Source organism: Microvirga lenta, from assembly GCF_020532555.1.
In the GTDB taxonomy this organism is placed as follows: Bacteria; Pseudomonadota; Alphaproteobacteria; order Rhizobiales; family Beijerinckiaceae; genus Microvirga; species Microvirga lenta.
In genome coordinates this window covers 42,588-69,560 of sequence record NZ_JAJBBR010000005.1, presented here as the reverse complement: position 1 = coordinate 69,560, position 26,973 = coordinate 42,588, and the positions used below count along the sequence as shown (strand labels likewise).

Here is a 26,973-nt window from a genome sequence, read left to right as displayed (position 1 = left end):
CGGTTCCTCCGGGTCGGCCCCATTCCTCGTGCCGGCTCAGCTTCGGGGCGCCGTCTCTCCGGGAAAGGCAAAACCGGCCCATTCCGGCTTCCGGAGTTCCACCGGAATCCCGCCGGCGCGGATGGTCTCCCCGGCCGCAAGCGCGTCCGCCGCCCTGTCGAGGCGGATCATGAGCAGGCCGCGCCCTTCGGCGCCGGTGCCGGTCTTGCCCAGGCTCTTTTCGCCCGCCGTGACCTCGACCCCGAGATCCGCCGCGAAGCCGCCCTCGTAGATCGCGGGCACGATCCGGGTGCGCGCGGTGCCCCGGTGCTGCATGCGGGAGACCACCTCCTGGCCCACATAGCAGCCCTTGTCGAAATCGACCCCGTGGAGCTGGTCCATCAGCGCCTCGTGGGGGAAGGCGTCCCCGAACAGGAAGTCCCTGCCGCCCTCGGGCACCCCCAGGGCGATGCGGTGGGCGTGGTAGCGCTCGGCCGGATCCTGCGCGAACTCCGCCGCATCCTCCGCCGCCACGATGGCGCGCCAGCCCAGCGCCGGCAGGCGCGGGTCCTCGGCCACGAGGCCGGCCTCGTCCTCGGGCCTCGGGGCGTCCCAGCCCGCCACAACGGCCAGGCTCCCGGAGAGATCCTGGATCGTCACCTTCGCCCTGAGCTTGTAGAAGCCGAGGCGCTTGGCGAGGTCGGGCGCATGGACCTTCAGCACGTCGAGGTAATAGCCGCCCTCGATGGCGTCGGGAGCCTGGAACACGATGAAATCGAACAGGATCTTGCCCTGCGGCGTGAGCAGGGCGCCGAGCCGCGCGGCCTCGGGCGAGACCCGGTCGAGGTCGCAGGTGACGAGCCCGTCCAGAAAAGTCTTGGCGTCCGCGCCGGAAACTCTTACCACGCCCCGGTCGGCCAAATGCGCTGACGGCATGTCCTGCTCCAGTTGCTCAGATCGTGAGCGTGACATATGCCCAACCGGCACCAGCCTCAAGGGACGAGTTCATCATGCCTGAGACCTACGACCTGATCCTCAAGGGCGGCACCGTCGTGAACCAGGACGGCCGCGTCGAGCGGGACGTGGGGGTTCGGGGCGGGACCATCGCGCATATCGGCGACCTCTCGAAGGCCTCGGCGGCCCGCGAGATCGACTGCCGCGGCCTGCACATCCTGCCCGGCGTCATCGACACGCAGGTCCATTTCCGCGAGCCCGGCCTCGACCACAAGGAGGACCTGGAATCGGGTTCCCGCGCCGCCGTCATGGGCGGGGTGACGGCCGTGTTCGAGATGCCCAACACCGACCCGCAGACCACGAGCGCCGAGGCCCTGGCCGACAAGGTGCGGCGCGGGCATCACCGCATGCATTGCGACTTCGCCTTCTGGGTCGGCGGCACGCACGAGAACATCGAGGACATTCCCGAACTGGAGCGCCTGCCGGGGGCTGCCGGCATCAAGGTCTTCATGGGCTCCTCCACCGGCTCGCTCCTGGTCGAGGACGACGAGGGCGTCGCCCGCATCCTGCGCAAGACCCGCCGCCGCGCCGCCTTCCATTCCGAGGACGAGGCGATGCTGCGCGAGCGCAAGAATCTCCGCGTCGAGGGCGATCCGCGCTCGCATCCGGTCTGGCGCTCGTCCGAGGTCGCTCTCGCCTGCACCAAGCGTCTCGTGCGCATCGCCCGGGAGACCGGCGCGCGCATCCACGTCCTCCACGTGACCACCGCCGAGGAAATGGTGCTCCTCAAGGAGTACAAGGATCTCGTTTCCGTCGAGGTCACGCCGCACCACCTCACCCTCGTGGCGCCCGACGCCTACGAGCGCCTCGGCACCTATGTGCAGATGAACCCGCCCGTGCGCGACGAATTCCACCGCCACGGCATCTGGCTCGGCCTCGACGAGGGCATTGCCGACGTCCTGGGCTCCGACCACGCGCCCCATACCCGCGAGGAGAAGGACAAGACCTATCCCAACACGCCGTCGGGCATGACCGGCGTGCAGACGCTGGTTCCGATCATGCTCGACCACGTGAATGCGAGCAGGCTCACTCTGGAGCGTTTCGTGGATCTCACGAGCGCGGGACCGAAGCGCCTGTTCGGCATCGCCCGCAAGGGCCGCATCGCCGTGGGCTACGACGCCGATTTCACGGTGGTCGATCTCAAGCGCGTGGAAACGATCACCAACGGCTGGATCGCCTCCAAATGCGGCTGGACCCCATACGACGGCAAGCAGGTGACCGGCTGGCCCATCGGCACGGTGGTGCGCGGCAACGTGGTCATGTGGGACGGCGGCCTGGAAACGCCGTCGCAGGGCGAGGCGGTGACGTTTGAGGAGACGCTGCGCCCGTAGGCGTGTCATCCCCCTCTCCCGTGGGGCCATCATGTCCGGGTGAGGGGGCAGAGCTGAAACCAGTTTAGCGAGACCTCTTTTCCCTCCCCCTTGTGGGGAGGGCCAGGGTGGGGGTGCCGGCGCCACACCTTCATAGTCTATCGCTCACACCCCCACCTCCAACTCCTCCCCACAAGGGGGAGGAGAGTTCGCGCGGCGCTCTCCGCGAGCTTCGATCAGACCCGAGATCCGTGAGGAGGAGAGCCGTGCCGAAGCCTTATCTCCCCCAGGCCGCGTTCTGAAGCACCACGCGGTAGCCGTCCGGATCCTCGAAGGTCAGGCCCTGCCGGTCCCAGTAGGGATTGAGCGACACAACGGGCGTATGGCCGTGGGCGCGCATCCGTTCGACGGCTGCTTCCCAGGCATCACGGTCGGGCAGGTAGAAGACGAGCAGGTTGTCCTGGGTGGGCGCGCGGCCGGCTTGATGGCCGCGCCGGTGGGTGAATTCCAGGTGCCACGCGGCGCCCGGATGTCCGAGCATGGCCCCGTCGAAGCCGTCGTGATCCTCGAACGAGCCGATGACCTCGAAGCCGAGGCCGTCACGGTAGAAGCGAACGACCTCGTCGAGGCGATCGGTCGGCCGCGCGACGCGCAGCGTCACGTCTTTCATGCTGCAGAAGTCTCCGCTTTGCGGCCGAGGGAACGATCAGTGCTTCAGCGACATCGCCATGGAGAATGCGCCGGTGCGGATCTTGTCCGGCAGGCCCGCGGCGTATTCCGCCACGGCTTCCTCGCCGTAAGTCGCGACAAGCTCCTGGAACGCCGCGAACAGGGCCGCCTGCGCCATGCAGTCGGCATCGAGCCCGTCGAGCTCCGCCTCGGCGAACGCGTCGGTCACGTAGCTCAGGGCCGCCTGCTTGATGGCGCTCAGTTCCGGCAGATCGGAGAGAGGGACGTCGTTGTCGTTCATGATCCATGCCCCTTTTCGGGGCAGCGCGCGAGTTCGGTTGATTCGAACTTAGTTGGTGCGCTGCCCTACGGCCAGCATCACCTTGCAAAGAGGTTAACGCGAGAGGGAAACCTGCGAAGGGTGTGGATAAATCAGCCGCCGTAACGTCCGGTGATGTTGCGGGCGAGCTGCTCGCCCTCCCGCAGGTAGCGGGCCGAGGCCTCCTGCGCGGAGGGCGTGCAGACCCGGTAGGTGAGGGCGAAGGCCTGATAGCCCTTGTTGTAGGCTCCGGCCAGGCGCTCGCGCCGGCCGGGGGTTGTGCCTTCCGCTTCGAGAAGCGCCTGCATGCGCCTGCCCCATTCGGCGCCGTCGGGAGCGGTGCAGAGGGGGCGCAGGAGCGCGAGCGAGCCCATGATCTCGGCCAGGCGCAGAAGCTCCTTCTCGTAGGGCGCGGGCGGCGGCTCGGCCACCGGGGCGGGCTCCGCCTGCTGCTGGGGCTCCTCCGGCTTCGGCTGAGGGGCCGGGCGCGACGGCGTCTGGGACCGCTGCGGCTGCGGTTGCTGCCGGGGCTGGGGCGGGGGCCTGTACTGAGGCTGGGGCCGATATTGCGGCTGGGGCCGGTACTGGGGGGCCTGCTGCGGCGCCATGGGGTCGCGGGGCGGGCCGAAGAGCCGCTCGAAGAAGCCCTGGGCCGCCAGCGGCTGGACCGAAGACGCCAGGACGGCGAACGCCAGGAACGGGGCCGCGGCGCGCCTCATCGGGCCGACTCCTCCCGCTCGAGCCGGAAGGCCTGCTCCAGGATCCCGGCGAGCCCCGGTGTGGTTTGCAGGGCGGCGATGTCCCGTTCCGTGACCCAACGGATTTCCTTTGCTTCCGGACCTGTCTGAGGCTCGCCCGAAACCCAGCGGGCAGCATGGGCGGCGATGACGAGATGATGCTTTACACGGCCATCCGCCTCCCGTTCAATCACTTCCACGGGAGCCACGAGGCCGATCAGCTTGGCCTTAACCCCGACTTCCTCCTGAAGTTCCCGCAAAGCGGCCTCGCCCATGGTCTCGCCGGTCTCCACCTGGCCGCCCGGCAGGGAAAACGCGCCCTCCCACGGAGGCTTTCCCCGCGCCGCGAGGAGAACCCGCCCGTCCCGGAAGACGGCGACCGAGGCCGCGAGGATGGGTCGGGTCGGATAGAGGCGGTCGCTCGTCATGGGGTTGGGATCGCGGGTTCGGGAGCTTCTTCCGCTACATGATAACGGGCGCGCGGTCGAATCAACGAGCCCTGGCTGCGCTGTTCCATCGCATGGGCCAGCCACCCGGCGGTGCGGCCGATGGCGAAGAGCGCGAAGGCCGCCCTGCGGGGCAGGCCGAAGCCCCGCTCCGTCATCACCAGCGCCGCGTCGATGGTCGGCGTTCCGCCGGCCGCGTCGGCCATCTCGTCGAGGATCGCCGCGTCCGAGGGCCTGAGCGGCACGCCCTGGAGCAGGGCGGTCCCGCGCGGGTCGCCCTCCGGATAGAGCGGGTGATGAAAGCCGGGCAGGGGCCCGCGCTCCGGAGGGTCCCCGCCGGAGTTCTCGCGCTCCTCCAGGAAGGCGCGCACCTGCTCCGTCGCTCCGCCGTGGCGGGGGCCGCCGAGCGCCGCGAGCCCGGCCACCACCGCGTGGCGCAGGGATGCTCCGGTCGAGGCCGCCACCCGCACGGCGAAGGCCGAGGCGCTGAGTTCGTGATCGGCGCAGAGCACCAGGGCCCGGCGGATCGCCTCGCCGGCCTCGGGCGGGGCGTTCCAGACGGAGGTCAGATGGGCGTGGATCGGAACCGAGCCGGGATCGGCCCCGCTTCCGGCGGCCGCCATCAGGCGCAGGATCGCGAGGCTCTCGGCGGCGAGGTCTGCCGCCTCGTCCGCCGGTTCGGAGAGGAGGCGGATCGCCCGGGCGACGAAGGCCTGCGGCCCGAGGGCGGAGGCCGCGCCCGCAGGGGGAGGGGCGGCCTTGGCGGCGCGGTCGGGCAGGTCGCCGATCAGCAGGCGGGCCGCGTCCTCCAGGGTTGCGGACCCGGCAAGGGCGAGCGCGTCCCTGCCCCGGTAGAGCAACTGTCCGTCCTTGATCTGGGTGAGGCCGGTCTCCAGCACGGGCAGGCCCCAGTCGAGGGCGGTCGCCGCCGCCGCGGCCGGACGGCGGAAGCGCGCCTTGCGCTCCACCAGCGCCTCCACGTCGTCGAGGGCGTAGAGCCGCTGGCGCGGATCGTGCGGCGACGTGAAGGAGCGGATCAGGCCCCGGCTCACATAGGCGTAGAGGCTCGCGCGGCTGATGCCGAGCCGGCCCGAGGCGGCTTCGGCCGTGGTGAGTTCGAGGGAATGGGCTCTCATAGGTTGATATGTTGATTCAAGATTGACGGTCAGGCAATCCCGGCGGGAAGCTGATCCCCGACAAAGAAGGAGAAGCCTCATGAAGCTCGGTCTCGACGACGTCATCGCCGCACAAACCATCCTCAGCCACGTGGACGGCGAGGCCGGACGCCTGATCGTCCGCGGCCACGACCTCGAGGAGCTGGCGGGCCGCATGTCCTTCGAGCGCGCCGTGGCAATTCTCTGGGAGGGGCTCGTGACCGAAGGGGCCGAGGATCTCGCCGGCAGGATCGGCGCGGCGCGGGCGCGGGCCTTCGGCCATCTGGCGCCGCTCGCTCCCCGCCTTGCGGGCCTGACCCCGGTGGAGGGCATGCGCCTCCTGCTCGCGGCCCTGCCGGATGCGGACGAGGATCCGGCCTTCCTCGCGATCGGCGGGGCAGGGGTCGCGGCCGCCATGGCGGTGCGCGGCGCAGGGGGTAACGGTCCCATCGAGCCCGACCCGTCCGCGGCCCATGCCGCCGACCTCCTGCGCATGTTGCGCGGTACGCCCGCCGACGCGGGGGAGGCGGCCGGGCTCGACACCTATCTCGTCACCATTATGGACCACGGGCTCAACGCTTCGACCTTCACGGCCCGCGTGGTGGCCTCCACGGAGGCCGGCATCCTCTCGTCCGTCGTGGCGGGATTGTGCGCCCTCAAAGGTCCGCTCCATGGCGGCGCGCCGGGACCGGTGCTCGACATGCTCGACGCCATCGGAACCGTCGAGAATGCGGAAGGCTGGCTCGACGACGCCATCGGCCGCGGCGAGCGCCTCATGGGCTTCGGCCACCGCATCTACCGGGTGCGCGATCCGCGCGCCGACGTGCTGAAAGCCGCCGCCGGGCGGCTGAAGGGCCGCGACAACCGCATCGCCTTCGCGGAGGCCGTGGAGGCGGCGGCGCTCGCGGTGCTGGAGCGCCGCAAGCCCGGTCGCAGGCTCGACACCAACGTGGAGTTCTACACCGCCCTGCTGCTGGAGGCGCTGGGCATTCCCCGCGCGGGCTTCACCCCGCTCTTCGGCGCGGGCCGCACGGCAGGCTGGGTCGCTCACGCGGTGGAGCAGGTGAAGACGGGAAGGATCATCCGGCCCCGGTCGGATTATGTGGGGCCGTGGCCGGCGCAGGCGGCGTAGACACTCCGCCGCCGTCGTCGAGCCTGGTTCGTCGCGGCTCCTCGGGACGGCATAGCGAAAAGCCGTCGTCGATGCGGCGCTGTCTGGCGCGAGCTCCTTCCCTCCCCCTTGTGGGGAGGGCCAGGGTGGGGGTGCCGGCGCCGGACCTTCATAGGCTATCGCTCACACCCCCACCTCCACCTCCTCCCCACCGCAAGTCGGGTGTTCCCGACTTGCGCAAGAGGATGCGGATCTCGGGCAAGCCCGAGGTCCGTGGGGAGGAGAGTCCGGTTGCGCCATCGGTGCGAGATGTCGACTGGCAAGCCCGAGGTCCGTGGGGAGGAGAGCCACGGGGGCGCTCTCCGCGAGCTTCGATCAGGCCCCCGGACCCGGGGGAGCAGAGCCTGTCCCGATGCAAGAATTCCTCTGGCGCAATGCAGCGACCAAAGGGGAGTACCCACCGCACGCTTGAAAACACGCCTCTGTCGGCATTACCATACGTAATACTGACTATTCGCTGTCGTCCGCCTTTTTCCGGCAGGGCCTCTTTGCCGGTGCGCAACCGTGTCGCCGGAGGATGCTTTGGCTCAGATCGGTCAGCAACCCGACGAGCCTTATTCCGCTGCAGTGCGGGCCAACCGAGCCGTGCTGATCCTCGACGTCGTGGAATCCGTGCGCCACGTGGAGCAGGACGAGACCGCTTTCGTGTCCCGCTGGCTCGCCTTCGTGGAGCATGTCAGGACCGAGATCCTTCCGGAATTCAACGGCCATTTCACCAAGGGCCTCGGCGACGGGATGCTGCTGGATTTCGACGACGCGCGCTCGGCGGTTTCGGCGGCCTTCGCGATCCAGCAGGCGAGCCATCGCGGGAATGCGGGTCTTCCGCCCGCGCAGCAGGTGATGCTGCGCATGGGCGTCGAGATCAGCGACGTCATCGTCGATCACGCGGATCTGTACGGACGCGGCGTCAGCCGCGCCGCGCGGCTCCTGACCCTGGCGGGTCCCGGCGAGATCGTGATCTCGGCCAATCTGCGCGACCAGCTCACCGCCGATCTCGATGCGGATATCGAGGATCTCGGCGAGTGCTATCTCAAGCACGTGCCGCAGCCTGTCCGCACCTACCGGATCGGCCCGCCCGGCCCGCGCCCGGTGATCGAGCCCGGCGTTTTCGTCGACGACCTGCGCCCGACGCTGGCGGTCGTGCCCTTCACCACGGACGATGCTGGCGACGAGCATCACGTGCTGGGCGAGGTTCTGGCGGAGGAGCTGATCCAGGACCTGTCACGCTCGCCGGAGCTGCACGTGATCTCGCGCCTGTCCACCACCGTGTTTCGCGGGCGCGATACACCGCTGGCGCAGATCAGCGCCAATCTCAACGCCGACTACGTGCTGTCGGGCGAATACCGCGTGACGGATCGTTTCGTCGCCATCGAAGCCGAACTCATGGAGGCCAAATCGGGGCAGACCGCGTGGGCGGGCCGCTGCAAGGGCCAGATCGCAGCCGTTCTCTCCGGCAAGCGCGAGCTCATCGACGAGATCGCCATCAACGTGAGCGCGGCCGTGATGGTGAGCGAGCTGCAGCGCGCGCAGTCGCAGGCCCTGCCGACCCTGAAGAGCTACACGCTGCTCATCGCCGCCGTCGCGCTCATGCACCGCCTGTCGTCCATCGACTTCGACCAGGCGAGGAGACTCCTCGAAACGCTGATCGAGCGGGCGCCGCGTCAGGCCGTCCCGAGGGCGTGGCTCGCGAAATGGCATGTGCTGCGCGTGCAGCAGGGCTGGTCGGAGGACCCGCAGCAGGATGCCCGTTACGCCCTGCAATGCACGAAGCAGGCGCTCGACATCGACCCGCATTGCTCGCTCGCGCTTTCCGTCGACGGCTTCGTGCACACGAATCTCCTGAAGGAACTCGACACCGCCAAGGCGCGGTACGACCTCGCCCTCCTGACCAATCCGAACGACTCCCTCGCCTGGCTGCTCCTGGGAACGCTCCACGCGTTCAAGGGCGAGGGAACGCCCGCGGTGAGCTGCACCCAGCGCGCCCTGAGGCTCTCGCCCCTCGACCCTCACCGCTACTTCTACGACTCCCTCTCTGCGACCGCTCATCTGGCAGCGCACCAGTACGAGCGCGCCCTGAAGCTCGCCCAGCGTTCGCTGCGGGCCAACTGCACGCACACCTCAACCCTGCGGGCCATGGCGATCGCGCAATGGCATCTCGGCCGGCACGAGGACGCGCGGCGGACCGTGAGAAAGCTCCTGCAGATGGAGCCCCAGCTCACCATCCGCCGCTGGCGCGAGCGCTCGCCCAGCGCCGGCTACAGGATCGGGGACGAATGGGCGGCCACTCTGCGGAATGCCGGCGTCCCTGAGTGACGTCGACGGCCGCGGGGCCGAGAACGAGGGAGGACCAACGTGAGTACGGTTTGGGCAGGAATCGGGCCGCTCGGCGGCGTTGGCGGCGTGGGCGGTGTCGGAGGCGTAGGGGGCGTCGGCGGTGTCGGCGGGGTTGGAGGTGTCGGCGGAGTAGGCGGCGTCGGAGGCGTGGGGGGAGTCGGCGGCGTCGGCGGCATCGGGTTCGACTCGCCGCTCACGACCGACGCGCTGATCCGCAGCCGCGACGGCATCGTCGGGCCGTGGCAGACCATTCAGCCGCCCGGCCCGCTGGCCTTCGACGATCCGGACGTCATGGAGCGCTGGTCGCCCTGGGTCCGGGCCGGCGCGATCGACCTGGAGATGGTGTCGCGCCTCGCCGTCACGGCGGAGGCGGGCGGCGCGAACCCGCGCCTCTTCGTGTGGCATCTCGAGGTTCCGGCCCCGGTCGGCGGCAACCCTCCGGTGCCGGAATACCGCAGGCTCGTCGCCATGGCGCGCCCGTCGCAGGCGATCTTCGAGGCGCAGCTCCACTTTCTCGCAAGCTACGCGGATCTGCGTCCCGACCGGCAATCGGAGATCCTGACCCAGATGGGCGGCGGGCTCGCCTTCCTGTCGTCGGTTTCCTACCTGCACCCGGACCGGACGCCCTATACGCTGGAACTGCTCGCCGCCGTTCTGCGGCTCGCCATCGTGGTGCATCTGCGCCTCAAGCAGGGTCTCGCCTGCCGGCGCCCGGTCGAATACTCGCCGCAGGTCCAGCCGCTCATCCTCACGCCCGCGCACGGCTCGCTGCCCAGCGGGCACGCCACCGAGGCCTTCGCGGCGGCGCTCGTGCTCTGGGAGCTGTTGGAGAACTCCGGACAGGCCGTCTATACAGACGCGGAATGGCGCATCCAGCTCTTGCGCCTCGCCGCCCGGATCGCCATCAACCGCACCGTCGCGGGCGTCCATTTTCCCGTCGACAGCGCGGCCGGCGCGGTGCTGGGGTTGACCCTCGGGCGCTATTTCGTCGACCGCTGCTCCGGCGCCGCGACTTACCGGGACTGGACCTTCGACGGGAGCGCCTGGCCACCCGGCCAGGATTTTGTCTGGCGCGACCTCTACGATCCGGACAACCAGCGGCTGGAGGAGAAGAACTTCCTGATCCGCGGAAATGCCGACCAGGCCCTCGACCCGACCCGGCAGTCCGAACTGCTCACCTGGCTCTGGAACAAAGCCAGGGCCGAGTGGAGCTGAGACAGGGAGGGCGTGCCATGCCGTGGGAATATGACGATCCCTGGAGCGACCCCCTCGGGCTCGCGAATCTCGATCCCTATCTGCGCTGGTCGCTGGGTCCGGGGCGGGAGGACTTCCTGCTGCCGCGAACCGGCGGCCAGCGGGTCCCGCTGCTCGTGCGCTGGCGCGAGAAGAAGAACGAGGCGAGGATCCGGGATCTCTGGCGGCGTCTGACCGGCGAGGCGGAGTGGGCCGGGCGCTCGCCGCCGGGAAGCGAGCGCTTCGAGACGCATTTCCTGACCTTTCGGGAGGTCCGGCGGCTGTTCGCCGAAAGGGAGTTCCGGCCGTTCATGAGGGAGGCGGAGTGGGCCACGCCCGGCCCGCCGCTGCCCGAAGCCTCGGTGACGCCGAGGAACGCCCCCTTTCGCCCCAGGCCCGCCTCGACCAGCGGCCCGCTCACGGCGGGCACGGTGATCGTCGGCATCATCGACGACGGGCTCGCCTTCGGCCACGAGCGTTTCCGGCGGGCCGACGGAACCACCCGGATCGAGTCGGTCTGGATCCAGGACGGCGAGGACGACGGCCGCAGCGGCTACGGCTACGGCTGCATGATCACGAAGGCCGAGATCGATGCCCTGCTCGCTGCGGCCGAGCAGCAGGACTGGGACGAGGACGAGTTCTACCGCCGGGCGGGCGTCGCAGATTTCGCGCGGCCCGGCCGCAAGCCCGTGGCGAGGCATGCCTCGCACGGCGCTCACGTGATGGATCTCGCCTGCGGCTTCGACCCAGGCGACACGCCCGACTGGCGCATCGTTGGCGTTCAGCTGCCGACCGCCACCACGGCGGATTCCTCCGGCGCGAGCCTCGCCCCCTATGTGATCGACGCGGTCAAGCACATCCGCGACGTGGCGCTGGCCATGGCCGGAGGAGGACGGCCCCCGCCGGTCGCGATCAATTTCAGCTACGGGCTCACCGCCGGTCCGCACGACGGCACGCACGAGATCGAGACGGCCATCGACGAGATCGTGCGGGACCACAACGCCGTCGCGGGGAACCGGCCGATGCGGGTGGTGATCCCGTCCGGCAACAGCCACCTGGCGCGCCTGCACACGCGGGTGTCGTTCGACACGCTGGACGAGGTGGTGGAGCTGCCCTGGCGGGTGCAGCCCGACGACCTGACGCCGAGCTTCGTCGAAATCTGGCTGCCGCCCGGCCCCGACGGGGCGGAGCGGATCGCGCTGACGATCGAGACGCCGTCCGGAGATGACAGCGCGCCGCGGGAGGTGAAGGAGGGCCAGCTGCATACGCTGCGCTACGTGGTCGGCGGCTCGGTGCTGTGCGAGGCGCGCTACCACCGCGCCCCGGCGCCGACGGATCGCGGCATGTTGTTCGTCGCGCTCAAGCCCACGGTGCGGCCGGGCCGGGCGCCGCCACCCCGCCCGGCGGCCGAGTCCGGGATCTGGCGCCTGCGCCTCAAGAACCGGGGATTGCAGCCGGGCGAGATGGTCGAGGCCTGGGTGCAGCGGGACGACGCGCCCATCGGTTATCCGACCCGCGGGCGCCAGTCGTATTTCGACCATCCCTGCTACCGGCGCTACGACCATGCGGGCAGGCCGATCGAGGAGGACGACATCTCCTGCATCGTGCGGCGTTACGGCTCGATCAACGCCATCGCCACGGGCCATGAGACGATCATCGTCGGCGGCGTCTATCGCAAGGAGCTGCGGCCCGTGCCGTACTCGGCCGGCGGCCCCGTCACGGTGCCGGTCGGCGCCACGCAGGTCCACCGGGACGGCCCCGATGCGCTGACGGTGAGCGACGATTCCGCCGCCCATCCGGGCGTGCTCGGCGCCGGCACGCGCAGCGGTTCGGTCGTCGTCATGAACGGGACGAGCGTCGCCGCGCCTCGGATCACGCGCTGGATCGCCTGCGAGCTCGCAGCCGGACGGCCCGGGGACCGCGATGCGGTCGAGCAGCTCGCGACCGCCCATGAGGCGCAGCTCGATCCGCCGAAGCCGCCGCCTGAACGCGGCGGGGCGGGAAGAATCGTTCTGCCGCCGGTGCGGATGCCGCGGGGGATTCAGGAGGGCTGAAGGTCGTTCCTAGACGTGCTGGCCGCCGTTGATGTGCAGCTCCGCGCCGGTGACGTAGGAGCTGGCGTCGGTGCACAGGAAGTAGATCGCCTTCGCCACCTCGTCCGGGGTGCCGAGCCGGCGCATGGGAAGCTGCTCGACGATCTTCTCGGTGCCGGGCGAGAGGATGGAGGTGTCGATCTCGCCCGGGGAGATGGCGTTCACGCGCACGCCCAGCGGTCCGAAATCGGCGGCCATCTCGCGGGTGAGGGAGGCCAGCGCCGCCTTGGAGGTGGCATAGGCCGCGCCCGCGAAGGGGTGGACCCGGGAGCCCGCGATGGAGGTCACGTTCACCACGGAGCCCTTGGCCTTCGTCAGCTCGTCCTGCAGGCCGCGGGCCAGCATGATCGAGGCGAAGAAGTTCACCTGGAACACGTGGATCCAGTCCTCGTAGCGGGTCGCGAGGGCGCCGAGCCGCGCGCCGCCGGGCGCCTTCGGCGAGATGCCCGCATTGTTGACCAGGGCGTGCAGCACGCCGCCCTCGGCGGTCAGCCGCTCCTTCACGTCGGCGATGGCGCGGCGGGTATCCTCCGCATCCGCCAGGTCGACCTGGAGATGGTCCTCGGGACCCATCTCCCAGGGGCAGTTCTCGGGGAATGCGTGGCGCGAGCAGGTGATGACCCGCCAGCCGGCGGCCGAGAAGCGCTTGACCGTGGCATGCCCGATCCCGCGGCTGGCGCCGGTGAGCAGCATGATGCGGCGGGAGGTGTTGCTTGAGGAGGACATGGTGGACCTGTGTGGATGGGCGCGGGACCCTAGCCCCTCGCAGGGTCAGGGTCTACAGCTCGGAATGCATGGGTTTAAGGATAAAGCCTGTTCTTCAACCAACCCTCGCCCTCGCGGGTGAAGGCGATGCGGTCGTGGAGGCGGAAGGGACGGTCCTGCCAGAACTCGATATAGACCGGGGCGATGCGGAAGCCCGTCCAGTGGGGCGGGCGCGGCACCTCGCCGATGGCGTATTTCGCCGTGTTGAGGGCGACCGCCTTCTCCAGGGCGAAGCGGCTCTCCAGCGGGCGCGACTGCTGGCTCGCCCAGGCGCCGATGCGGCTGTCCCGGGGGCGGCTCTGGAAATAGGCGTCGGCCTCCGCGTCGCTCACCAGGCTCACATGGCCCCGGGCCCGGATCTGCCGGCGCAGGCTCTTCCAGTGGATGACGAGGGCGGCCTTCTTCTGGCCGAGGAGCTCCCGGCCCTTGTTCGATTCCGTGTTGGTGTAGAACACGAAGCCGTTCTCGTCCGCGCTCTTGAGCAGGACCATGCGGACATTGGGCAGGCCGTCCGCGTCCACGGTGGCGAGCGCCATGGCGTTGGGGTCGTTGGGTTCCGAGGCCTTGGCCTCCTCCATCCAGGACTGAAACAGGGCGAAGGGTTCATTGGCTTCGGTGAAGTCACCAGTTGTTAACGAGTTCAAGGTCTTATCCTGAGATGTGACTTTTGCGTTCTCGGAGAGCCGACGCGTCATGATGAGCAATGCGCGCCGTTATAGATCAGACGCCACCCTGCGCGAAGCCATGAAAGTGCTCGCCGCGGGCCTGATCGCCCTGTCGGCCGGCGCCTGCAGCTTCTCCTTCGGGGTCGTGGGGCTGGACGAGATGGCGGCCGAGCCCCAGGTCACCGGCGCCATCGCGCCCAAGCCCACCATCCTGTCCGCCGATCTCGACGAGGAGGACTGGCGCCGGGCCCGCGCCGCGCTCGCGGTGGCGCTCGACCCGCAGGGGCCCGGCACGCAGGTCTCCTGGGACAACCCCGCCTCGGACCGCAAGGGCACCTTCACGCCCGCGAGCGCCCCCTTCGTGAAGGACGACCAGATCTGCCGGACGTTCACCGCCCTCATCAGCGGCGCATCCCCGGCCTCCCTCCAGGGCATGGCCTGCCGCCCCTCCGGCGGCGAATGGGCCATCAAGGAGGTCAAGCCGGTGAAGGGAACCGCCAAGGTTTGAGGCGCCGCTCGGCGGGCCGGACCGGACGGATCGCGACGCGCTCGCCTCCCTGCTGCGGAAACTGACCGCCGCCGTGGAGGCGAAAACGGGAATCCCGGAGCGATGGAAGGAGAGCTGGCTCGCGCGAGCACGTGACGTCCGTCCCGTGCCAAGCTTTTCGTGAAAACAGGCGTTGCAAGCGCGCAACACTTTTCCCATATGGTCGTCAGCCCGAAGGGCTCACGAGCCCAATCCCGACGGCTGATGGATTCCAAGATGCGCAACCCTTACGACGTTCTCGGCGTGCCCCGCTCCGCAGACGAAGCGGAGATCAAGAAGGCATTCCGCAAACTCGCAAAGACCTATCACCCGGATCGCAATGCGAACGATCCGAAGGCCAAGGACAAGTTCGCGGAGGTGAACTCCGCCTACGAGATCCTCGGCGATGCGCAGAAACGCGCCCAGTTCGACCGGGGCGAGATCGACGCGGAGGGCAAGCCGCGCTTTACGGGCTTCGAAGGGTTCGGCGGCGGGCGCGGCGCCCGGGGCGAGGATTTCTCGGGCTTCGGCGGCGGCGGCCCCTTCGGCGGGCGCCGGAACAGCTGGGGCTTCAATGCCGATCCGGGCGAGGACTTCTTCTCGCAGATCTTCGGCGAGGCGTTCCGCTCCGCCGGCGGCGACGGGATGCGGCAGGGCCGCAGCCGCCCCCAGCAGAAGGGCGAGGACGTGTCGGCGACCCTCACGGTCACCCTGGAAGAGGTGGCGAACGAGGCCAAGAAGCGCCTGCGGCTCCCCACGGGCCGGGACGTGGACGTGGTGATCCCCAAGGGCGTCACCGACGGGCAGGTCATCCGCCTGCGCGGCCTGGGCGCGGGGGCTCCCGGCATCGATCCGGGCGATGCGCTCCTGACCATCAAGATCGCCCCCCACGAGCGGTTCACGCCCGAGGGCTCCAACCTGCGCCTGCGCCTGCCCATCGAGATCGAGGAGGCCGTCCTCGGCGGCACGATCCGCATTCCGACCCTGACCGGCGCGGTGGAGATGAACATCCCGCCCATGACCAATTCGGGCCGCACCTTCCGCCTGCGCGGCAAGGGCCTGCCGGGCAAGGCGGGGCCGGGCGACCTCCTGGTGACCATGGAGATCAAGCTGCCCGAGGTGGTGGACGAGGACCTGCTGGACTATGCCCGCAAGCGCCGCTCGGCCAAGGCGGAATAGGAATCTTCGCCCTTATGAAGCCCTGATTCACGGGTGGGAGGCCGAGAGGACTTCCCCCCTGTCGCTGTGTCGGTTAAAGAGGCCGCTCTTTCTGACGTGTCCAGCGACGATTTAGGTGAATCATGGCGGAGACAACGGCGCCCGGCATCCTGGCCGGCAAGCGCGGCTTGATCATGGGTGTGGCGAACAATCGCTCCATCGCCTGGGGAATCGCGCAGGCGGCCCGCAAGCACGGGGCGGAACTCGCCTTCACGTACCAGGGCGAGGCCCTGAAGAAGCGCGTCGAGCCCCTGGCGAAGGAGCTCGACGGCGTCGTCGTCGGCCATTGCGACGTCACGGACGGCGCGACCATCGACGCGGTGTTCGACGAGGTGAAGAAGCTCTGGGGCTCCATCGACTTCGTGGTCCACTGCATCGCCTTCTCGGACAAGGACGAGCTCACGGGCCGCTACGTGGAGACCTCCGAGGGCAACTTCACCAAGTCGCTGCTCATCTCCTGCTATTCCTTCACGGCGGTCGCCCAGCGGGCGGAGAAGCTGATGAACGACGGCGGCTCGCTCCTGACGCTGACCTATTACGGCGCCGAGAAGTGGATGCCCCACTACAACGTCATGGGCGTGGCCAAGGCGGCGCTCGAGGCCTCGGTGCGCTATCTCGCGGCCGATCTCGGCCCCAAGAACATCCGCGTCAACGCCATCTCGGCGGGCCCGATCAAGACCCTCGCGGCCTCGGGCATCGGCGATTTCCGCTACATCCTGAAGTGGAACGAGTATAACTCGCCCCTGCGCCGCACGGTCACCACCGAGGAGGTCGGCGAGACCGCCGCCTACCTGGTCTCCGACATGTCCCGCGGCATGACCGGCGAGATCCTCCACGTGGATGCCGGCTACCACGTGGTCGGCATGAAGAACCCGGAAGCGCCCGACCTCTCCCTCGACAAAGACTAGCCGTGAGCCAGCCCCGCCCAACGATCTACTTCATTCGCCACGGCGAGACGGACTGGAATCTCGAAGGGCGGCTCCAGGGGCAGAAGGACATTCCGCTCAACGAGCTCGGCCAAGTCCAGGCCGAGGAGGCGGGGCGGCGGCTGCGCACCCTCGTGCCCAATGTCGAGGACCTCGCCTATGTGTCGAGCCCCATGGCCCGCACCCGCGAGACCATGGAGCGGCTGCGCAAGGCCATCGGCCTGCATCCCGAAAGCTACCGCCTGGACGACCGCCTGGTCGAGCTGACCTTCGGCGACTGGGAGGGCATGACCTGGAAGGAAGTGCGCAAGGCGGAGCCCCAGGCCGCGGCCATGCGCGAGCGCGACAAGTGGAACTACGTTCCGCCCGGCGGCGGCGAGAGCTACGCCATGCTCACCGACCGCATCCGCCCCGTCCTCGACGACCTGACCCGCGATACGGTGCTGGTGGCCCATGGCGGCGTCGCCCGCGCCTTCCTGGCCGTGACCTGCGGGATTTCCCAGCGTCAGGCCGCCAGCATGGACATCTGGCAGGGCCGGGTGCTGGTCATCGAAGGCCGCAAGCACCGCTGGGTGTGAGGCCTCTCCGGATCCGGCGCTATTCGGGCGCCGTGACGACCATCGCCGAGCACGCCGACGGGCCTTCCTGCCGGTAGCTGTGCGCCGCGCCGGAGTCGAAATACATGGCGTCCCCTTCCTCCAGAACGATCTCGTCGCCCGCGATGCTTATGGCGAGCCTGCCCCTGAGCACGTAGACGAGTTCCGCGCCGTCGTGCTGGTGGGACTCCGACGCCTGCGAACCGGCCGGGAACTCGGCGTAGTAGGCCTGCAGCCTGCGGTTCGTCACGGGGAAGTCGAGGCTCTCGAAAAAATAGGACGGCGCATCCCCCGGACGGTCCGGCAGGCGCAGCCGATCCTCCTTCCGGACCACCGCGATGGTGGGCCGGTCCGATCCCTCGACGAAGAAATGCTCGAGCCCGACCCCGAACACCAGGGCGATCCGCAGCAGGGTCGGCAGCGTCGGGAAGAGCTGCCCGCGCTCGATCTTCGAGAGCATGGCGGGCGAGAGGCCGGTATGCTCGCCCAGCTGCGCGAGCCCGAGCTTCTTCTTCAGGCGGAGCGTCCGGATCTTGGCTCCGATCTTGTACTGCTCCAGGCCGGCGGCCAGGGTTTCCGACAGCATCTCGCCGCTCCTTTTTCCCTTGAAGAAACTCACGACGCACCGATTTTCATCGCATGATAAACCATGTTCACGTCACGATAAAGTGAGTACAGAGAAAATAAGTTTTCACCATATGCAAATGGTGAGAACCAGCGTGGTGGTCTCAACGGTCGCCGAAAGGGGCCGTCCGCATCCACGTTCATGGAGCTAGAACGATGAAATTCCATTTTGCGAATCTGGCCGTGGCCGCAACGGTCGCCCTCGGCGTGACGCTCGGCGGAACGGCTGCGCGGGCAGCCGACCAGGACATCGTCGAGACGGCCGTCGCGGCCGGCCAGTTCAAGACCCTGGCGGCTGCTTTAGGCGAAGCCGGTCTCGTCAGCACCCTCAAGGGTGAGGGGCCGTTCACGGTCTTCGCTCCCACCGACGCGGCCTTCGCCAAGCTGCCGGCCGGAACGGTCGAGAACCTGCTCAAGCCCGAGAACAAGGACCGGCTGACGGCGATCCTGACCTATCACGTCGTCCCCGGACGCGTGACGGCGTCCGAGGTCGCCAAGCTCCAGCAGGCCAAGACCGTGAACGGGAAGGCGCTGACCGTGAGCGCGACCGGCAACGGGGTGAAGGTGAACGACGCCAATGTCACCCGCACCGACATCGCCGCCTCGAACGGCGTCACCCCGGGCGCCCCCCGCGCCACCCCCCCCCCCACCACCGCCCCGCCCACCCCGCCGCCCCCCCCCGGCGCTCCGGGCCCCTTTCAGGCGCCCGGGAGTGGTGGGGCCGCCGCCAGACGAAGCGGCCCCGACGAAGGGGCTCCCGGCTTCGCGGGAGCCCGCAATCGTCGTCAGAGCACGAAGTCGGCGTTTGCGAAGGCGTGCAGGCCGACGGCCTTGATCGTGAAGTCGGCATAGCCGTCGCCGTTGACGTCTCCGGCGAGATACGTGTTGCCGCTCGACTGGTACGCCTTCAGCTCGCCTGCCACCTTGTGGAAGCCCTGTGCGCCGATGAACTTGAACGCCTGGTTTCCATACGAGCGGGTATTGGCATCGATGCCCGACAGGTTGATCTTGTCGGCGCCGCGGACGAAGTCGCCGATGGTGTCGCCGTTGGCTTCCGACGCGGTGTCGAACACGAAGGTGTCGCTGCCCGAGCGGCCCCACAGGACGTCCCTGCCGCCGTTGCCGTTGAGGGTGTCGTTGCCGGACGTGCCATACAGCGTGTTGTTGTAGCTGTTGCCGACGATGGACTGGCCCGCGGTCGTGCTCGGGGTCGTCGGAGAGGTCGTGGTCGTGGTGCCGACATCGTTCGCCTCGGCCCGCTCCGTGGCATTCGGCGTGCCGAAGTTCTGGGTGACGAAGACCACGTTGTAGCCGTTGATCGTGCCTTCCTTCAGGCCGATCCCGATCTCCTCGAAGGAGCCGTTGACGATGTTGGCGTAGTGGCCGGGCGACTTCATCAGGTTGGCGTGCAGCTGACGGACGGTCGCCTCCGTCATTCCGCCGCTCACATACGCGATGTTCTCGCCCCAGCCCTGCCAGCCGTAGCCGGCCGCCGTCATGCGGGCGCCCGCGCTGGAGCCGTTCACGCCCGTGTGGGAGAAGGTGTCGGTCTGATCCATCCAGGCGCTGTGGGCATCGGACGAATCCAGAAGTTCGCCGTCGAACGTGAGCGGCCTGACCCCGGCACCGGCGCGGGCTTCGTTGATGAGCTGCAAAAAGAGAGTTTCTAAATTGGTTGGCGTAGTCATTCTTGCAAATGCCCCTTGAATAAACTTGCTAGGCTTACATTCCGTAGAGATGAATCGCTCTCGTTAATCTTCGGAATGCACGGCTGCGCTTGGCCCGCCATTGTGTTGACAATGTGATTGCTGTGGGGGCGCCGCCTCTCTCCGGGGCATTGCGGCGCCCCGGTCGGGGCCCTCAGGATGCCGAGCGCGCGGATTGCGCCCGGGCATCCGTTTCGCCGGGTCGCTCGCGGGCGGCGGCCCATTGCAGCAATGCGTCGAGCGCCGGGCACAGGGCCTGGCCCCAATCCGTGAGGCAATATTCCACCTTCGGCGGCACCTGGTGATGCACGATCCGGCGAACGATTCCGTCCGCCTCCATCTGGCGAAGCTGCTGGATGAGCATCTTCTGCGAGATGGCCGGGATCGCCTTCTCCAGCTCCGAGAAGCGCAGCACCTTGCCGCCGAACAGCCGGAACAGGATCACCAGCTTCCAGCGGCCTTCGAGGAACTTGAGCGCCTGTTCCACCCGGTCGGCGGCGGAGCTGGGAGTCAGGGCTTCTTCCTTACTCATAGGTGAGTACCTTACTTTTTCGTGCGTTCTTGTCTTTCCGTCAGCATACCTCCAAGTTCCTCCCACCGCTACGGAGCCGGACACATTTCGGGCGGCCTGGCTCCTCTTGGAGAACCCGCATGAGCAAACGACTTCCTCCCCCGTTGGCTGCCTATTACGAGGCGAAGAACCGGCACGACATCGACGCCATGCTGGCGCCCTTTGCCGAGGATGCCGTGGTGAAGGACGAAGGCCGTGAGCATCGCGGCCGGGCGGATATCCGCTCCTGGATGAAGCACACGACCCGCAAGTACCGCGTCACCGTCGACGTCAGGCAGGTCGAAACGGTCGACGACCGGATGCTCGTCTCGGGACTGGTGTCCGGCGACTTTCCCGGCAGTCCTGCGATGCTGCGCTTCGCCTTCACCCTTTCCGGCCCGAAGATCGCACGTCTGGAGATCGCATGATGAGCGCGGCATCCTCGTTCGCCGTCGATCCCCGGGAATTCGCCGGCAAGCGCGCCCTGGTGACGGGCGGCACCAAGGGCATGGGCGAGGCCATCGTCCGGCGGCTTGCCGCCGGCGGCGCCACGGTCGCCACAACGGCCCGCTCGCCGCTGCCGGAGGGCCAGCGGCCCGACCTGTTCGTCCAAGCCGACATCGCGACGGCCGGCGGCGTCGATGCGGTCGTCGCCGAGGTCATGACGCAGATGGGCGGCGTCGACCTCCTCGTGAACGTGGTCGGCGGCTCGAGCGCGCCGGGCGGCGGTTTTGCGGCGCTGACCGATCGCGAATGGCAGGCGGAGTTCGACATGAACCTCTATCCCGCGGTTCGGCTCGACCGGGCGCTCCTGCCCGGCATGATCCGGCAGGGATACGGCGTCGTCATTCACGTCTCGTCGATCCAGCGGCGCCTGCCGCTGCCCGAGGCGACGCTGGCCTACGCGGCCGCCAAAGCCGCCCTGACGACCTACAGCAAGGGTCTGTCGAAAGAGGTCGGCCCCAAGGGCGTCCGCGTGAACACGATCTCGCCCGGCTTCATCGAGACCACGGCCGCGACCGCGCTGATCCGGCGGCTGGCCGAGCAGCAGGGCACGGACGAGCACGGCGCCCGCGAGGGGCTGATGCGATCCCTCGGAGGCATTCCCATCGGCAGGCCCGGTCGCCCTGAGGAGGTCGCGGAACTGGCGGCCTTTCTTCTCTCGGATCGGGCGGCGTCGATCCACGGTGCCGAATACGCGATCGACGGCGGAACGGTGCCCGCCGTCTGATCCGGTCAGAGCTGGCCGCCGTCGCCCCAACGTTCGAGCAGGGCGTTGTAGGCGGCGTCCTCATAGCGCGACAGCAGAAAGGCCGGCGCGTAATCGGGCAGCTCGGTCTCGGTGATGTAGCGGGCGATGAGCTCTCCGCCCGCGCAGGACGCCATCACGCCGAAGCCGGAATAGGCGCACGAGATGTACGCGCCTTCGACCGGGGCGGGCCCGATGAGCGGCCGGTTCTCCTGCGTGCGCATGTAGTAGCCGCCGTCGATGTAGGGCCGCGGCGTCTTCCCGTTATAGGCCTTGAGCCCCGGCACCATGGTGGACATGCCGCGAAGCGCGATCTCGGGGTAGTATTCCGGCTCCGGCAGCGGGAAGACGGGGTCGACCGCGTCGCCATGGTGGTTGAACAGAATGAGCGTCGCCGATGCCCCGTCGGGCCGCCCGTGGACGCCTGCCGGAAATGTCCCGAGGAGCCATTGCGCCTCCTCGTCGGCCGCGAGCGCGGCGCGCTCCTCGTCGCTCCAGGGCAGTTGCTGCTCGTCGAGCCAGATCAGCATCGGGGCGTTGCGCGGCATGCCCCCGAGCGCATCCGGGAAGCTGACCTTGAAGTGGCGCTCGGCCCTGATCGGCAGGTCGACGCCGATCATGCGCGCCATCTCGGCCTGCATCGGCCCGGCGGCCAGCACCACATGCGTCGCGTCGAGCGTGCGGCGCTCGCCCTGCTGCTCGACATGCACGCCGCGAACCCGGCCGCCGGCCGTGTCGATGCCGACGACGCGGCCCTTCAGGATCTGCACGCCGTGCGCGCGCGCCGCTTCCAGCATCACCATGCCGAGCTGCTGGGCGCTGAGCCAGCCGGCGCGCCGCGCATGGACCAGCGCCACCGTCTCGGGCGCCAGAAAGGGAAAGTGGCGGCGGATCAGGCTCGCATCGGTGATGACGTCCGCGCCCGACAGCGCGCTGTCGAACCCGCGCTCGGGCGAGGGCGTGTAGGCGCTCTGCGCCGTGTCGTGAAACCGCGCGGCTCCCCCGCCATTCTCCTCGGCCGCCTTCGCCATGGTTTCGAGAAAGGGGATCTTGCCCGCATCCGAGGTCGCGAACACGTAGCCGCGGCGGTTGAGGTTGATGCGGTTGTCGGTCGCCCGCGCGATCTCCTCGATGAGATCGATGCTGCGGTTCATGAAGGCGGTCATGGCCCAGTCGGGTCCGGGCCACCAGTTGCGGTAGGCTTCCGTGGACTTGTCCGAGGTGAGCGAGAGCGGGTTGCCCTCGTCGACCAGCGTGACGTGGTCGAGACCGTGTTCGACGGCGAGCTGGTAGGCCGCCGCGATGCCGGCGATGCCGGCGCCGCAGATGACGACTTTCGATGACGCTGGGGACATGGCGGCCTCGTGAATCAGGCCGCTCGACGCAGGCCGGGGAACGGCCTCCCTATACCAGACCGGACGGCCGGACGGCAGTCGCCTTTTCGGCGAAGGCCGCGATTCCGGGATGCGCCCTTGCGGCGGCCGCCAGGGATGCGCCCGAGCGCGCCGGTTCGATTCAGGAACGCAGTCAGGGGCTCCGGGTTGTTGCAGGGAGCAGCGGCTGCCGAAACGGATCCGCCCGGTTCCGTCATGCCGGGCGCCATCGACCGCCCACGACGTGAAGGAACACGATGGCTGAGAAAATCCGGATCGAGCGCTTCGGCGTGTTTCCGCGCGTCCGGCGGAGCGTTTTCGGCGTCTCCGCCGGTCTCGGGCCGCCATCGCCGCCTTCGGACGAGCCGATGCTCTGCCGCCACGAACAGGCCGGGGCGAACGCCCCGCGCGAAACCGCGGCCGGGAAGGCCCGCGGCTGACATCCGGGCAGGGCATCCGCGAGCGGACGATCATGTGGAACTGGATTGCGAACAACCACCAAGTCATCGGCGCGCTGGCGAACATCGCGATGCTGTTCGTCTGGATCGCCTATCTGCAGGTGTTCGTCAGCAGCTACCGCCGGCAGAAGAGGTCGAGCATCATGATCAACCGCGGCGCGGGGTCCGGGCTCGAGGCCCGGTGCCTGATCAGCAACATGAGCGCCGAGGCCATCTACATCGAAAGCCTCATCGCGACCGTCGAGACGAAGGAGGGACGCTGGAGCTGCCCGGTCACCGAGCTGCAGGAAGGCCGCTCGGACCTCGAACTGGCGACCCGGCAGGGGCCGGTGCAGGCGGGGCAGTTCGTGGATATCGGATCGTTCCGGAGCCTGATCGAGCCCGTGTTGCGACCGGGCGCGGGTCCGCGGGGCGCCGTCGCGGCGGATGGCCTGGACGGTCCCGCCGCGGTCGAGATCAAGGTGATTGCGGTCCACGGCTCCGAGGATCTCCTCGCGGGGGCGATCCGCCGGTTCGACCTGATCCGGCAGGAGGGCCGGCTGCTCCTGAGGGGCCACACGGTCGGCACGCAGCAGATCCGGTCCCGCCGCCAGCGGGAGAGGCTCCGCGACGATGTCGAAACGGATCTGTGAGGCCGTCCCGCGAGGGCGGGACATTCGCGGCGGGCGCAGGCCCGGCGGGGGACCGGCCTCCCGGTCCTGCGGGCTGCCGGAGGCGATGCGGGGGCCTTCTCACTCCGCCCGGAACCCATGCCCCAGCAGCTCGCGCGGCGGGTTCGTCCAGTCCACGGGCTGCGGCGCGTGGCCGTGGCGGATCACGTGCCACTGGCCGTGCTCGTCCTGCACGACGCCGTAGACCAGCAGGTCTCCCGCCTCGGGGCGCGGCGGACGTGCGGCCGGAGCCATGATCTCGCGCAAGGTCCGCGTCAGCAGCCACGCGACACCCAGCACGGTCGCCGCCCCGGCGACGAGCCAGAGCGCCTGGATCGGCGGAATCGCGGTGTGGAACTTGTTCAAGAGATCGGCAAACGCGCTGTAATCCTGCGGCTCCATCGGCAACTCCCTCTCTCGCAGGTGAGGTTGCCACCAGGAACGTCCTGGTGGCCGGGAGTAGTAAGACCGCCGCTAGACGGCCCGCATTGGCCTTTGGGCTTGCGCCTTGGACATGCGCCAACACCTCCCGGCCATAGGGCAAGGAGGCATCGTTTGCGGTCGATGCCGACCGCTAGCGGACGGGGCTTACTAGACCCCAAAGCCGGGTGCGCCCGGCTTCACGAACGAGATAACACGGGGAGAGGGCAGGGGGTCAATGGGTGGTGTAAGATAGAGGCAGGCAGGCGTCGCTATCCAAGAATACAAGTCAGAAAATAGAAGAGGCAGCAATCTATCGAGCGCATCAGGAATGTGTATGATCCGGCAGGCACCGTAACGCTGAATTCCAAACACTAGACTGCAAATAAAATGAACATCTCTCAGGATCTTGTAAACAATCTGGTCGCCCATCCTTCAGAGGGGCTCAATGTTGAGATCAAGAGGTGGATTGATCCTACTAGCTCAGAGGGGATCGCGAAAATCGCCAAAGGTGCCATTGCACTTAGGAATAGAAATGGCGGATATTTCGTCGTCGGGTTTGATGACGACACTTTGCTCCCCGATCAACGAAATTCTCCCTCGGACGTGAGAAGAACTTTTCATGTTGACGTAATCCAAGGGATTATATCGAAGTACGCTTCTATACCCTTTGAGGTGCAGGTCGCGTTTGCAGTCCGCGCCGAACAGGAATTTCCTGTTATTGTAGTCCCGACAGGCACGACTGTCCCAGTGGCATGCAAAAAGGACCTAAAGGACACCAACGGTAAGCTGCTTCTTCGGGAGGACGGCATCTATTTTAGGACTTTGCGATCAAACGGGACTCCAAGCTCCTCTTTGGCAAAGGCGTCGGACTGGCGCGACATCATCGAGATATGCTTTGAGAATCGTGAAGCAGACATTGGCCGCTTCCTGCGTAGACACCTTGGAGGAGAAACTGCTCTGAGCGGTATGATCTCAGCTATTCAACCGGGGCCTACCACGTTGGAAGAGAGAGCACGTCAACTACTCTCTGAAGTCGAGCAACATCGCGATGAGGCTCTGAAAGAGGCTGGATTAGACAAAAAAGTTCATGAACTTGGATCATGGAGTGTTTTACTCGTTATGACACCTCCTCGTGAACCGCGAGGGACGGATGCAGACTTCCTCAACACTATTGCAACTGCGAACCCTCAATACACGGGTTGGCCAGTTTGGCTCGACTCGCGGGGGTTTACGGAAAAGAGTTCTCGCCCTCGCAGGAAGAAGCAGGCTTGGGAAGCACTGATTGCAAATCCTGGGAGAGGCTTCAGCTCACATTTTGATTACTACCGAATGGATCCAAAGGGAGTTTTCTATCTCTGGAGGGCGCTGCAAGATGATATGACAGAGAAGGTAGAGCCGCGGACCGCTTTAGATCCTGCGTTGATGCTATATAGAATTATCGAGACAATCGCGGTTGGTCTCAGCTTCGCAAAAGCACTTAAGTATCACGAAGATGCAACACTTGGCTTTCTTTTCAAGTGGACTGGACTCAAGGGTCGAACGTTGGAGTCGTGGGCTAACCGAGCGGTATTTATTTCGGATGGCCGCGAGGCATATGACGACGTCGTCGAGGCATATGTTGAGATTCCAGCCACAACACCTCTAAGCGCAATTGCGCCTTATGTCGACCATGCAACGCAGGAGCTATTTACTGTATTCGATGGGTTCCGTTATCCAGTTAAAGTAATTGAAGATAGGGTACAAAGATTATTGGCGCGGAAATTATAGCTTTATTAGGGCTATGTATGTGGCAGTCAATGAACGAAAACGCTGCCCATGCTGCCTACTATCTCATCTGCTCAACCCAATGACTTTCGCCGACAATTGAAATAGGAACTCCGCCAGCTCGCATCCCGACTGCCTTCTCAATTTTTCGTCCGAAAGCCGAGTGAGCCCAACTGTCAGTCGCATAGGCTCCTATAACGAGATACGTTGTTTTTTGTGTCAGTGAGCCGAAGTTCCCTCCAAGCTTGGCGATGGCCGTCTCGCAATCCTTCCGGCTTCCAAATGCGAACGTGCCCGTGAAGCAAAAGCTTGATCCGATAAATCTTATTGTGGGAGCTGGATCGCACAGTGGCAGAGATGTCGCTTTGAGAGCCTCTCCAATCTCGAAATCTCCGGAAGAAAAGCGCGTTAGCGTTTCCAGGAGGTCCGCGGCTTCTTCCGCATCCAGCTTGCCATCGTTCAGGATCTTATCAACTCTCCTGTAGAGTAGATTGATAACTGGGTTCTCGGTCAAAGGTGCGTTGGCTGCGATCCATTTGAATAGATACTCAGCCTCAGCCTGATTGACGATGCCATCGGCGATAATTCCATGAGCGAGCCCGATCAACTCATTGATCTGACGATCATCCGCTCTCGCGCGATTAAACAGCATGTGCAGCTTTGTTTCAGACATTCGAATCCACTGCCCCTTGCCTTCAGAGGCATTCGGGAAGGCTTAGAAGATTGTTAGGCTCATCTCCGTCAGCCGTAGTCTTTATGTATTTGTTTCCGAGCCTACTCACCGCCACTATGACATTAACCGTGTCGCCCTGAGGCCGGCTTACATAGAAGCTTGCTTGTCCGTTTTCGATAAATCTGATGACGTCGGGAACCGAGTATTTCCAGGGGCCAGGACCATAACCACCTACGTGGGTGATACGCTCATGAGCGCTTTTCCGGTCGTCCTTATTGATGCACCGTATCTGAAGCCTGTTTGTCATAGATGTCTCCTAGGTGGGCGAAACATAATTCCATTATTGCA

General features: G+C 67.1%; 29 protein-coding genes and 1 pseudogene. 15 read left to right on the top strand and 15 right to left on the bottom strand.

Features of this window, described 5'->3' with window-relative positions:
- Positions 1 to 36 precede the first annotated feature (36 nt).
- Positions 37 to 915, bottom strand: a complete 879-nt coding sequence (gene ygfZ, locus LGR44_RS08725; RefSeq protein WP_226739440.1) for a CAF17-like 4Fe-4S cluster assembly/insertion protein YgfZ — start codon at positions 913 to 915, stop codon at positions 37 to 39.
- A 74-nt stretch (positions 916 to 989) separates the two neighbouring features.
- Here ygfZ and LGR44_RS08720 point away from each other — a divergent pair, with 74 nt between their 5' ends.
- Positions 990 to 2,324, top strand: coding sequence for a dihydroorotase (locus LGR44_RS08720; RefSeq protein WP_226739439.1), 1,335 nt, complete (start codon positions 990 to 992; stop codon positions 2,322 to 2,324).
- A 256-nt stretch (positions 2,325 to 2,580) separates the two neighbouring features.
- On the opposite strand, the gene LGR44_RS08715 is transcribed toward LGR44_RS08720, so the two are convergent.
- The 5 genes from LGR44_RS08715 to LGR44_RS08695 all read right to left on the bottom strand — a co-directional run bounded on the left by LGR44_RS08715 (position 2,581) and on the right by LGR44_RS08695 (position 5,610).
- On the bottom strand, positions 2,581 to 2,973 hold the full coding sequence (locus tag LGR44_RS08715) for a VOC family protein (RefSeq protein WP_226739437.1): 393 nt from the start codon (positions 2,971 to 2,973) through the stop codon (positions 2,581 to 2,583).
- A gap of 36 nt (positions 2,974 to 3,009) precedes the next feature.
- Positions 3,010 to 3,273, bottom strand: a complete 264-nt coding sequence (locus tag LGR44_RS08710) for a hypothetical protein (RefSeq protein WP_226739435.1) — start codon at positions 3,271 to 3,273, stop codon at positions 3,010 to 3,012.
- A 131-nt stretch (positions 3,274 to 3,404) separates the two neighbouring features.
- Positions 3,405 to 4,010: a TIGR02301 family protein gene (locus LGR44_RS08705; RefSeq protein WP_226739433.1), complete on the bottom strand. Its 606-nt coding sequence runs from the start codon at positions 4,008 to 4,010 to the stop codon at positions 3,405 to 3,407.
- Entirely contained in the window at positions 4,007 to 4,456 is a 450-nt protein-coding gene (locus LGR44_RS08700) for an NUDIX hydrolase (protein ID WP_226739431.1), read from the bottom strand. Before LGR44_RS08700 ends, LGR44_RS08705 begins: the two co-directional genes overlap by 4 nt.
- Entirely contained in the window at positions 4,453 to 5,610 is a 1,158-nt protein-coding gene (locus tag LGR44_RS08695; RefSeq protein ID WP_226739429.1) for a citrate/2-methylcitrate synthase, read from the bottom strand. Before LGR44_RS08695 ends, LGR44_RS08700 begins: the two co-directional genes overlap by 4 nt.
- Before the next feature lie 79 nt (positions 5,611 to 5,689).
- Here LGR44_RS08695 and LGR44_RS08690 point away from each other — a divergent pair, with 79 nt between their 5' ends.
- From LGR44_RS08690 to LGR44_RS08675, 4 genes are all read left to right on the top strand, one after another.
- Positions 5,690 to 6,760, top strand: a complete 1,071-nt coding sequence (locus LGR44_RS08690) for a citrate synthase (protein WP_226739427.1) — start codon at positions 5,690 to 5,692, stop codon at positions 6,758 to 6,760.
- A gap of 561 nt (positions 6,761 to 7,321) precedes the next feature.
- Entirely contained in the window at positions 7,322 to 9,112 is a 1,791-nt protein-coding gene (locus tag LGR44_RS08685; protein ID WP_226739425.1) for an adenylate/guanylate cyclase domain-containing protein, read from the top strand.
- A gap of 39 nt (positions 9,113 to 9,151) precedes the next feature.
- Positions 9,152 to 10,348 (top strand): phosphatase PAP2 family protein, encoded by a 1,197-nt coding sequence (locus LGR44_RS21935; protein ID WP_226739423.1) that lies wholly within the window; start codon positions 9,152 to 9,154, stop codon positions 10,346 to 10,348.
- Positions 10,349 to 10,365: 17 nt separating this feature from the next.
- Positions 10,366 to 12,420 carry a S8/S53 family peptidase gene (locus tag LGR44_RS08675; protein ID WP_226739421.1) on the top strand — a complete coding sequence of 685 codons (2,055 nt, stop codon included), beginning with the start codon at positions 10,366 to 10,368 and terminating at the stop codon, positions 12,418 to 12,420.
- 9 nt (positions 12,421 to 12,429) lie between these two features.
- Here the strand turns inward: LGR44_RS08675 and LGR44_RS08670 are convergent, their stop codons facing one another.
- A complete protein-coding gene (locus LGR44_RS08670) occupies positions 12,430 to 13,152 on the bottom strand; it encodes an SDR family NAD(P)-dependent oxidoreductase (RefSeq protein ID WP_404809916.1) in 723 nt (240 codons plus the stop codon).
- 107 nt (positions 13,153 to 13,259) lie between these two features.
- Complete coding sequence (gene pdxH, locus LGR44_RS08665) at positions 13,260 to 13,919, bottom strand: pyridoxamine 5'-phosphate oxidase (RefSeq protein ID WP_226739417.1); 660 nt, start codon at positions 13,917 to 13,919, stop codon at positions 13,260 to 13,262.
- Here pdxH and LGR44_RS08660 point away from each other — a divergent pair.
- The 4 genes from LGR44_RS08660 to LGR44_RS08645 all read left to right on the top strand — a co-directional run bounded on the left by LGR44_RS08660 (position 13,918) and on the right by LGR44_RS08645 (position 17,137).
- Positions 13,918 to 14,397: an RT0821/Lpp0805 family surface protein gene (locus tag LGR44_RS08660; RefSeq protein ID WP_226739415.1), complete on the top strand. Its 480-nt coding sequence runs from the start codon at positions 13,918 to 13,920 to the stop codon at positions 14,395 to 14,397. The two genes, pdxH and LGR44_RS08660, sit on opposite strands and share 2 nt — an antisense overlap.
- A 255-nt stretch (positions 14,398 to 14,652) precedes the next feature.
- The gene (locus LGR44_RS08655; RefSeq protein ID WP_226739413.1) at positions 14,653 to 15,594 is read left to right on the top strand and encodes a DnaJ C-terminal domain-containing protein; all 942 of its coding nucleotides are present in this window, start codon (positions 14,653 to 14,655) and stop codon (positions 15,592 to 15,594) included.
- A gap of 122 nt (positions 15,595 to 15,716) precedes the next feature.
- Positions 15,717 to 16,541 carry an enoyl-ACP reductase FabI gene (gene fabI, locus LGR44_RS08650; RefSeq protein ID WP_226739411.1) on the top strand — a complete coding sequence of 275 codons (825 nt, stop codon included), beginning with the start codon at positions 15,717 to 15,719 and terminating at the stop codon, positions 16,539 to 16,541.
- Positions 16,542 to 16,543: 2 nt separating this feature from the next.
- Positions 16,544 to 17,137 carry a histidine phosphatase family protein gene (locus tag LGR44_RS08645; RefSeq protein ID WP_226739409.1) on the top strand — a complete coding sequence of 198 codons (594 nt, stop codon included), beginning with the start codon at positions 16,544 to 16,546 and terminating at the stop codon, positions 17,135 to 17,137.
- Positions 17,138 to 17,156: 19 nt separating this feature from the next.
- Here LGR44_RS08645 and LGR44_RS08640 read toward each other — a convergent pair whose 3' ends face one another.
- Complete coding sequence (locus LGR44_RS08640; protein WP_226739406.1) at positions 17,157 to 17,741, bottom strand: helix-turn-helix domain-containing protein; 585 nt, start codon at positions 17,739 to 17,741, stop codon at positions 17,157 to 17,159.
- 194 nt (positions 17,742 to 17,935) lie between these two features.
- Here LGR44_RS08640 and LGR44_RS08635 point away from each other — a divergent pair.
- A pseudogene (locus tag LGR44_RS08635) lies at positions 17,936 to 18,427 on the top strand (fasciclin domain-containing protein); the annotation flags it as partial.
- A 137-nt stretch (positions 18,428 to 18,564) separates the two neighbouring features.
- On the opposite strand, the gene LGR44_RS08630 reads toward LGR44_RS08635, so the two are convergent.
- Positions 18,565 to 19,467, bottom strand: a complete 903-nt coding sequence (locus LGR44_RS08630) for a CAP domain-containing protein (RefSeq protein WP_226739404.1) — start codon at positions 19,465 to 19,467, stop codon at positions 18,565 to 18,567.
- Between the two features lie 172 nt (positions 19,468 to 19,639).
- Entirely contained in the window at positions 19,640 to 19,999 is a 360-nt protein-coding gene (locus tag LGR44_RS08625) for a winged helix-turn-helix transcriptional regulator (RefSeq protein ID WP_226740170.1), read from the bottom strand.
- Between the two features lie 137 nt (positions 20,000 to 20,136).
- Between LGR44_RS08625 and LGR44_RS08620 the strand changes: the two genes are divergently transcribed.
- Together LGR44_RS08620 and LGR44_RS08615 are read left to right on the top strand one after the other, a co-directional pair.
- Complete coding sequence (locus LGR44_RS08620) at positions 20,137 to 20,463, top strand: nuclear transport factor 2 family protein (RefSeq protein WP_226739402.1); 327 nt, start codon at positions 20,137 to 20,139, stop codon at positions 20,461 to 20,463.
- Entirely contained in the window at positions 20,463 to 21,266 is an 804-nt protein-coding gene (locus tag LGR44_RS08615; protein ID WP_226739400.1) for an SDR family oxidoreductase, read from the top strand. The genes LGR44_RS08620 and LGR44_RS08615 overlap by 1 nt, the downstream gene beginning before the upstream one ends.
- Positions 21,267 to 21,271: 5 nt before the next feature.
- On the opposite strand, the gene LGR44_RS08610 is transcribed toward LGR44_RS08615, so the two are convergent.
- Positions 21,272 to 22,639, bottom strand: a complete 1,368-nt coding sequence (locus LGR44_RS08610; protein WP_226739397.1) for an NAD(P)/FAD-dependent oxidoreductase — start codon at positions 22,637 to 22,639, stop codon at positions 21,272 to 21,274.
- Between the two features lie 275 nt (positions 22,640 to 22,914).
- Here LGR44_RS08610 and LGR44_RS08605 point away from each other — a divergent pair, with 275 nt between their 5' ends.
- Positions 22,915 to 23,097 (top strand): hypothetical protein, encoded by a 183-nt coding sequence (locus LGR44_RS08605; protein WP_226739395.1) that lies wholly within the window; start codon positions 22,915 to 22,917, stop codon positions 23,095 to 23,097.
- 32 nt (positions 23,098 to 23,129) lie between these two features.
- The gene (locus LGR44_RS08600) at positions 23,130 to 23,747 is read left to right on the top strand and encodes a hypothetical protein (RefSeq protein WP_226739394.1); all 618 of its coding nucleotides are present in this window, start codon (positions 23,130 to 23,132) and stop codon (positions 23,745 to 23,747) included.
- A 99-nt stretch (positions 23,748 to 23,846) separates the two neighbouring features.
- Here the strand turns inward: LGR44_RS08600 and LGR44_RS08595 are convergent, their stop codons facing one another.
- The gene (locus LGR44_RS08595) at positions 23,847 to 24,131 is read right to left on the bottom strand and encodes a hypothetical protein (protein WP_226739391.1); all 285 of its coding nucleotides are present in this window, start codon (positions 24,129 to 24,131) and stop codon (positions 23,847 to 23,849) included.
- A 444-nt stretch (positions 24,132 to 24,575) separates the two neighbouring features.
- Here LGR44_RS08595 and LGR44_RS08590 point away from each other — a divergent pair, with 444 nt between their 5' ends.
- Positions 24,576 to 25,955 carry an ATP-binding protein gene (locus LGR44_RS08590; protein ID WP_226739389.1) on the top strand — a complete coding sequence of 460 codons (1,380 nt, stop codon included), beginning with the start codon at positions 24,576 to 24,578 and terminating at the stop codon, positions 25,953 to 25,955.
- 58 nt (positions 25,956 to 26,013) lie between these two features.
- Here the strand turns inward: LGR44_RS08590 and LGR44_RS08585 are convergent, their stop codons facing one another.
- Positions 26,014 to 26,625 carry a BRCT domain-containing protein gene (locus LGR44_RS08585; RefSeq protein WP_226739387.1) on the bottom strand — a complete coding sequence of 204 codons (612 nt, stop codon included), beginning with the start codon at positions 26,623 to 26,625 and terminating at the stop codon, positions 26,014 to 26,016.
- 22 nt (positions 26,626 to 26,647) lie between these two features.
- Positions 26,648 to 26,932 (bottom strand): DUF3892 domain-containing protein, encoded by a 285-nt coding sequence (locus LGR44_RS08580; RefSeq protein ID WP_226739385.1) that lies wholly within the window; start codon positions 26,930 to 26,932, stop codon positions 26,648 to 26,650.
- Positions 26,933 to 26,973 lie beyond the last annotated feature (41 nt).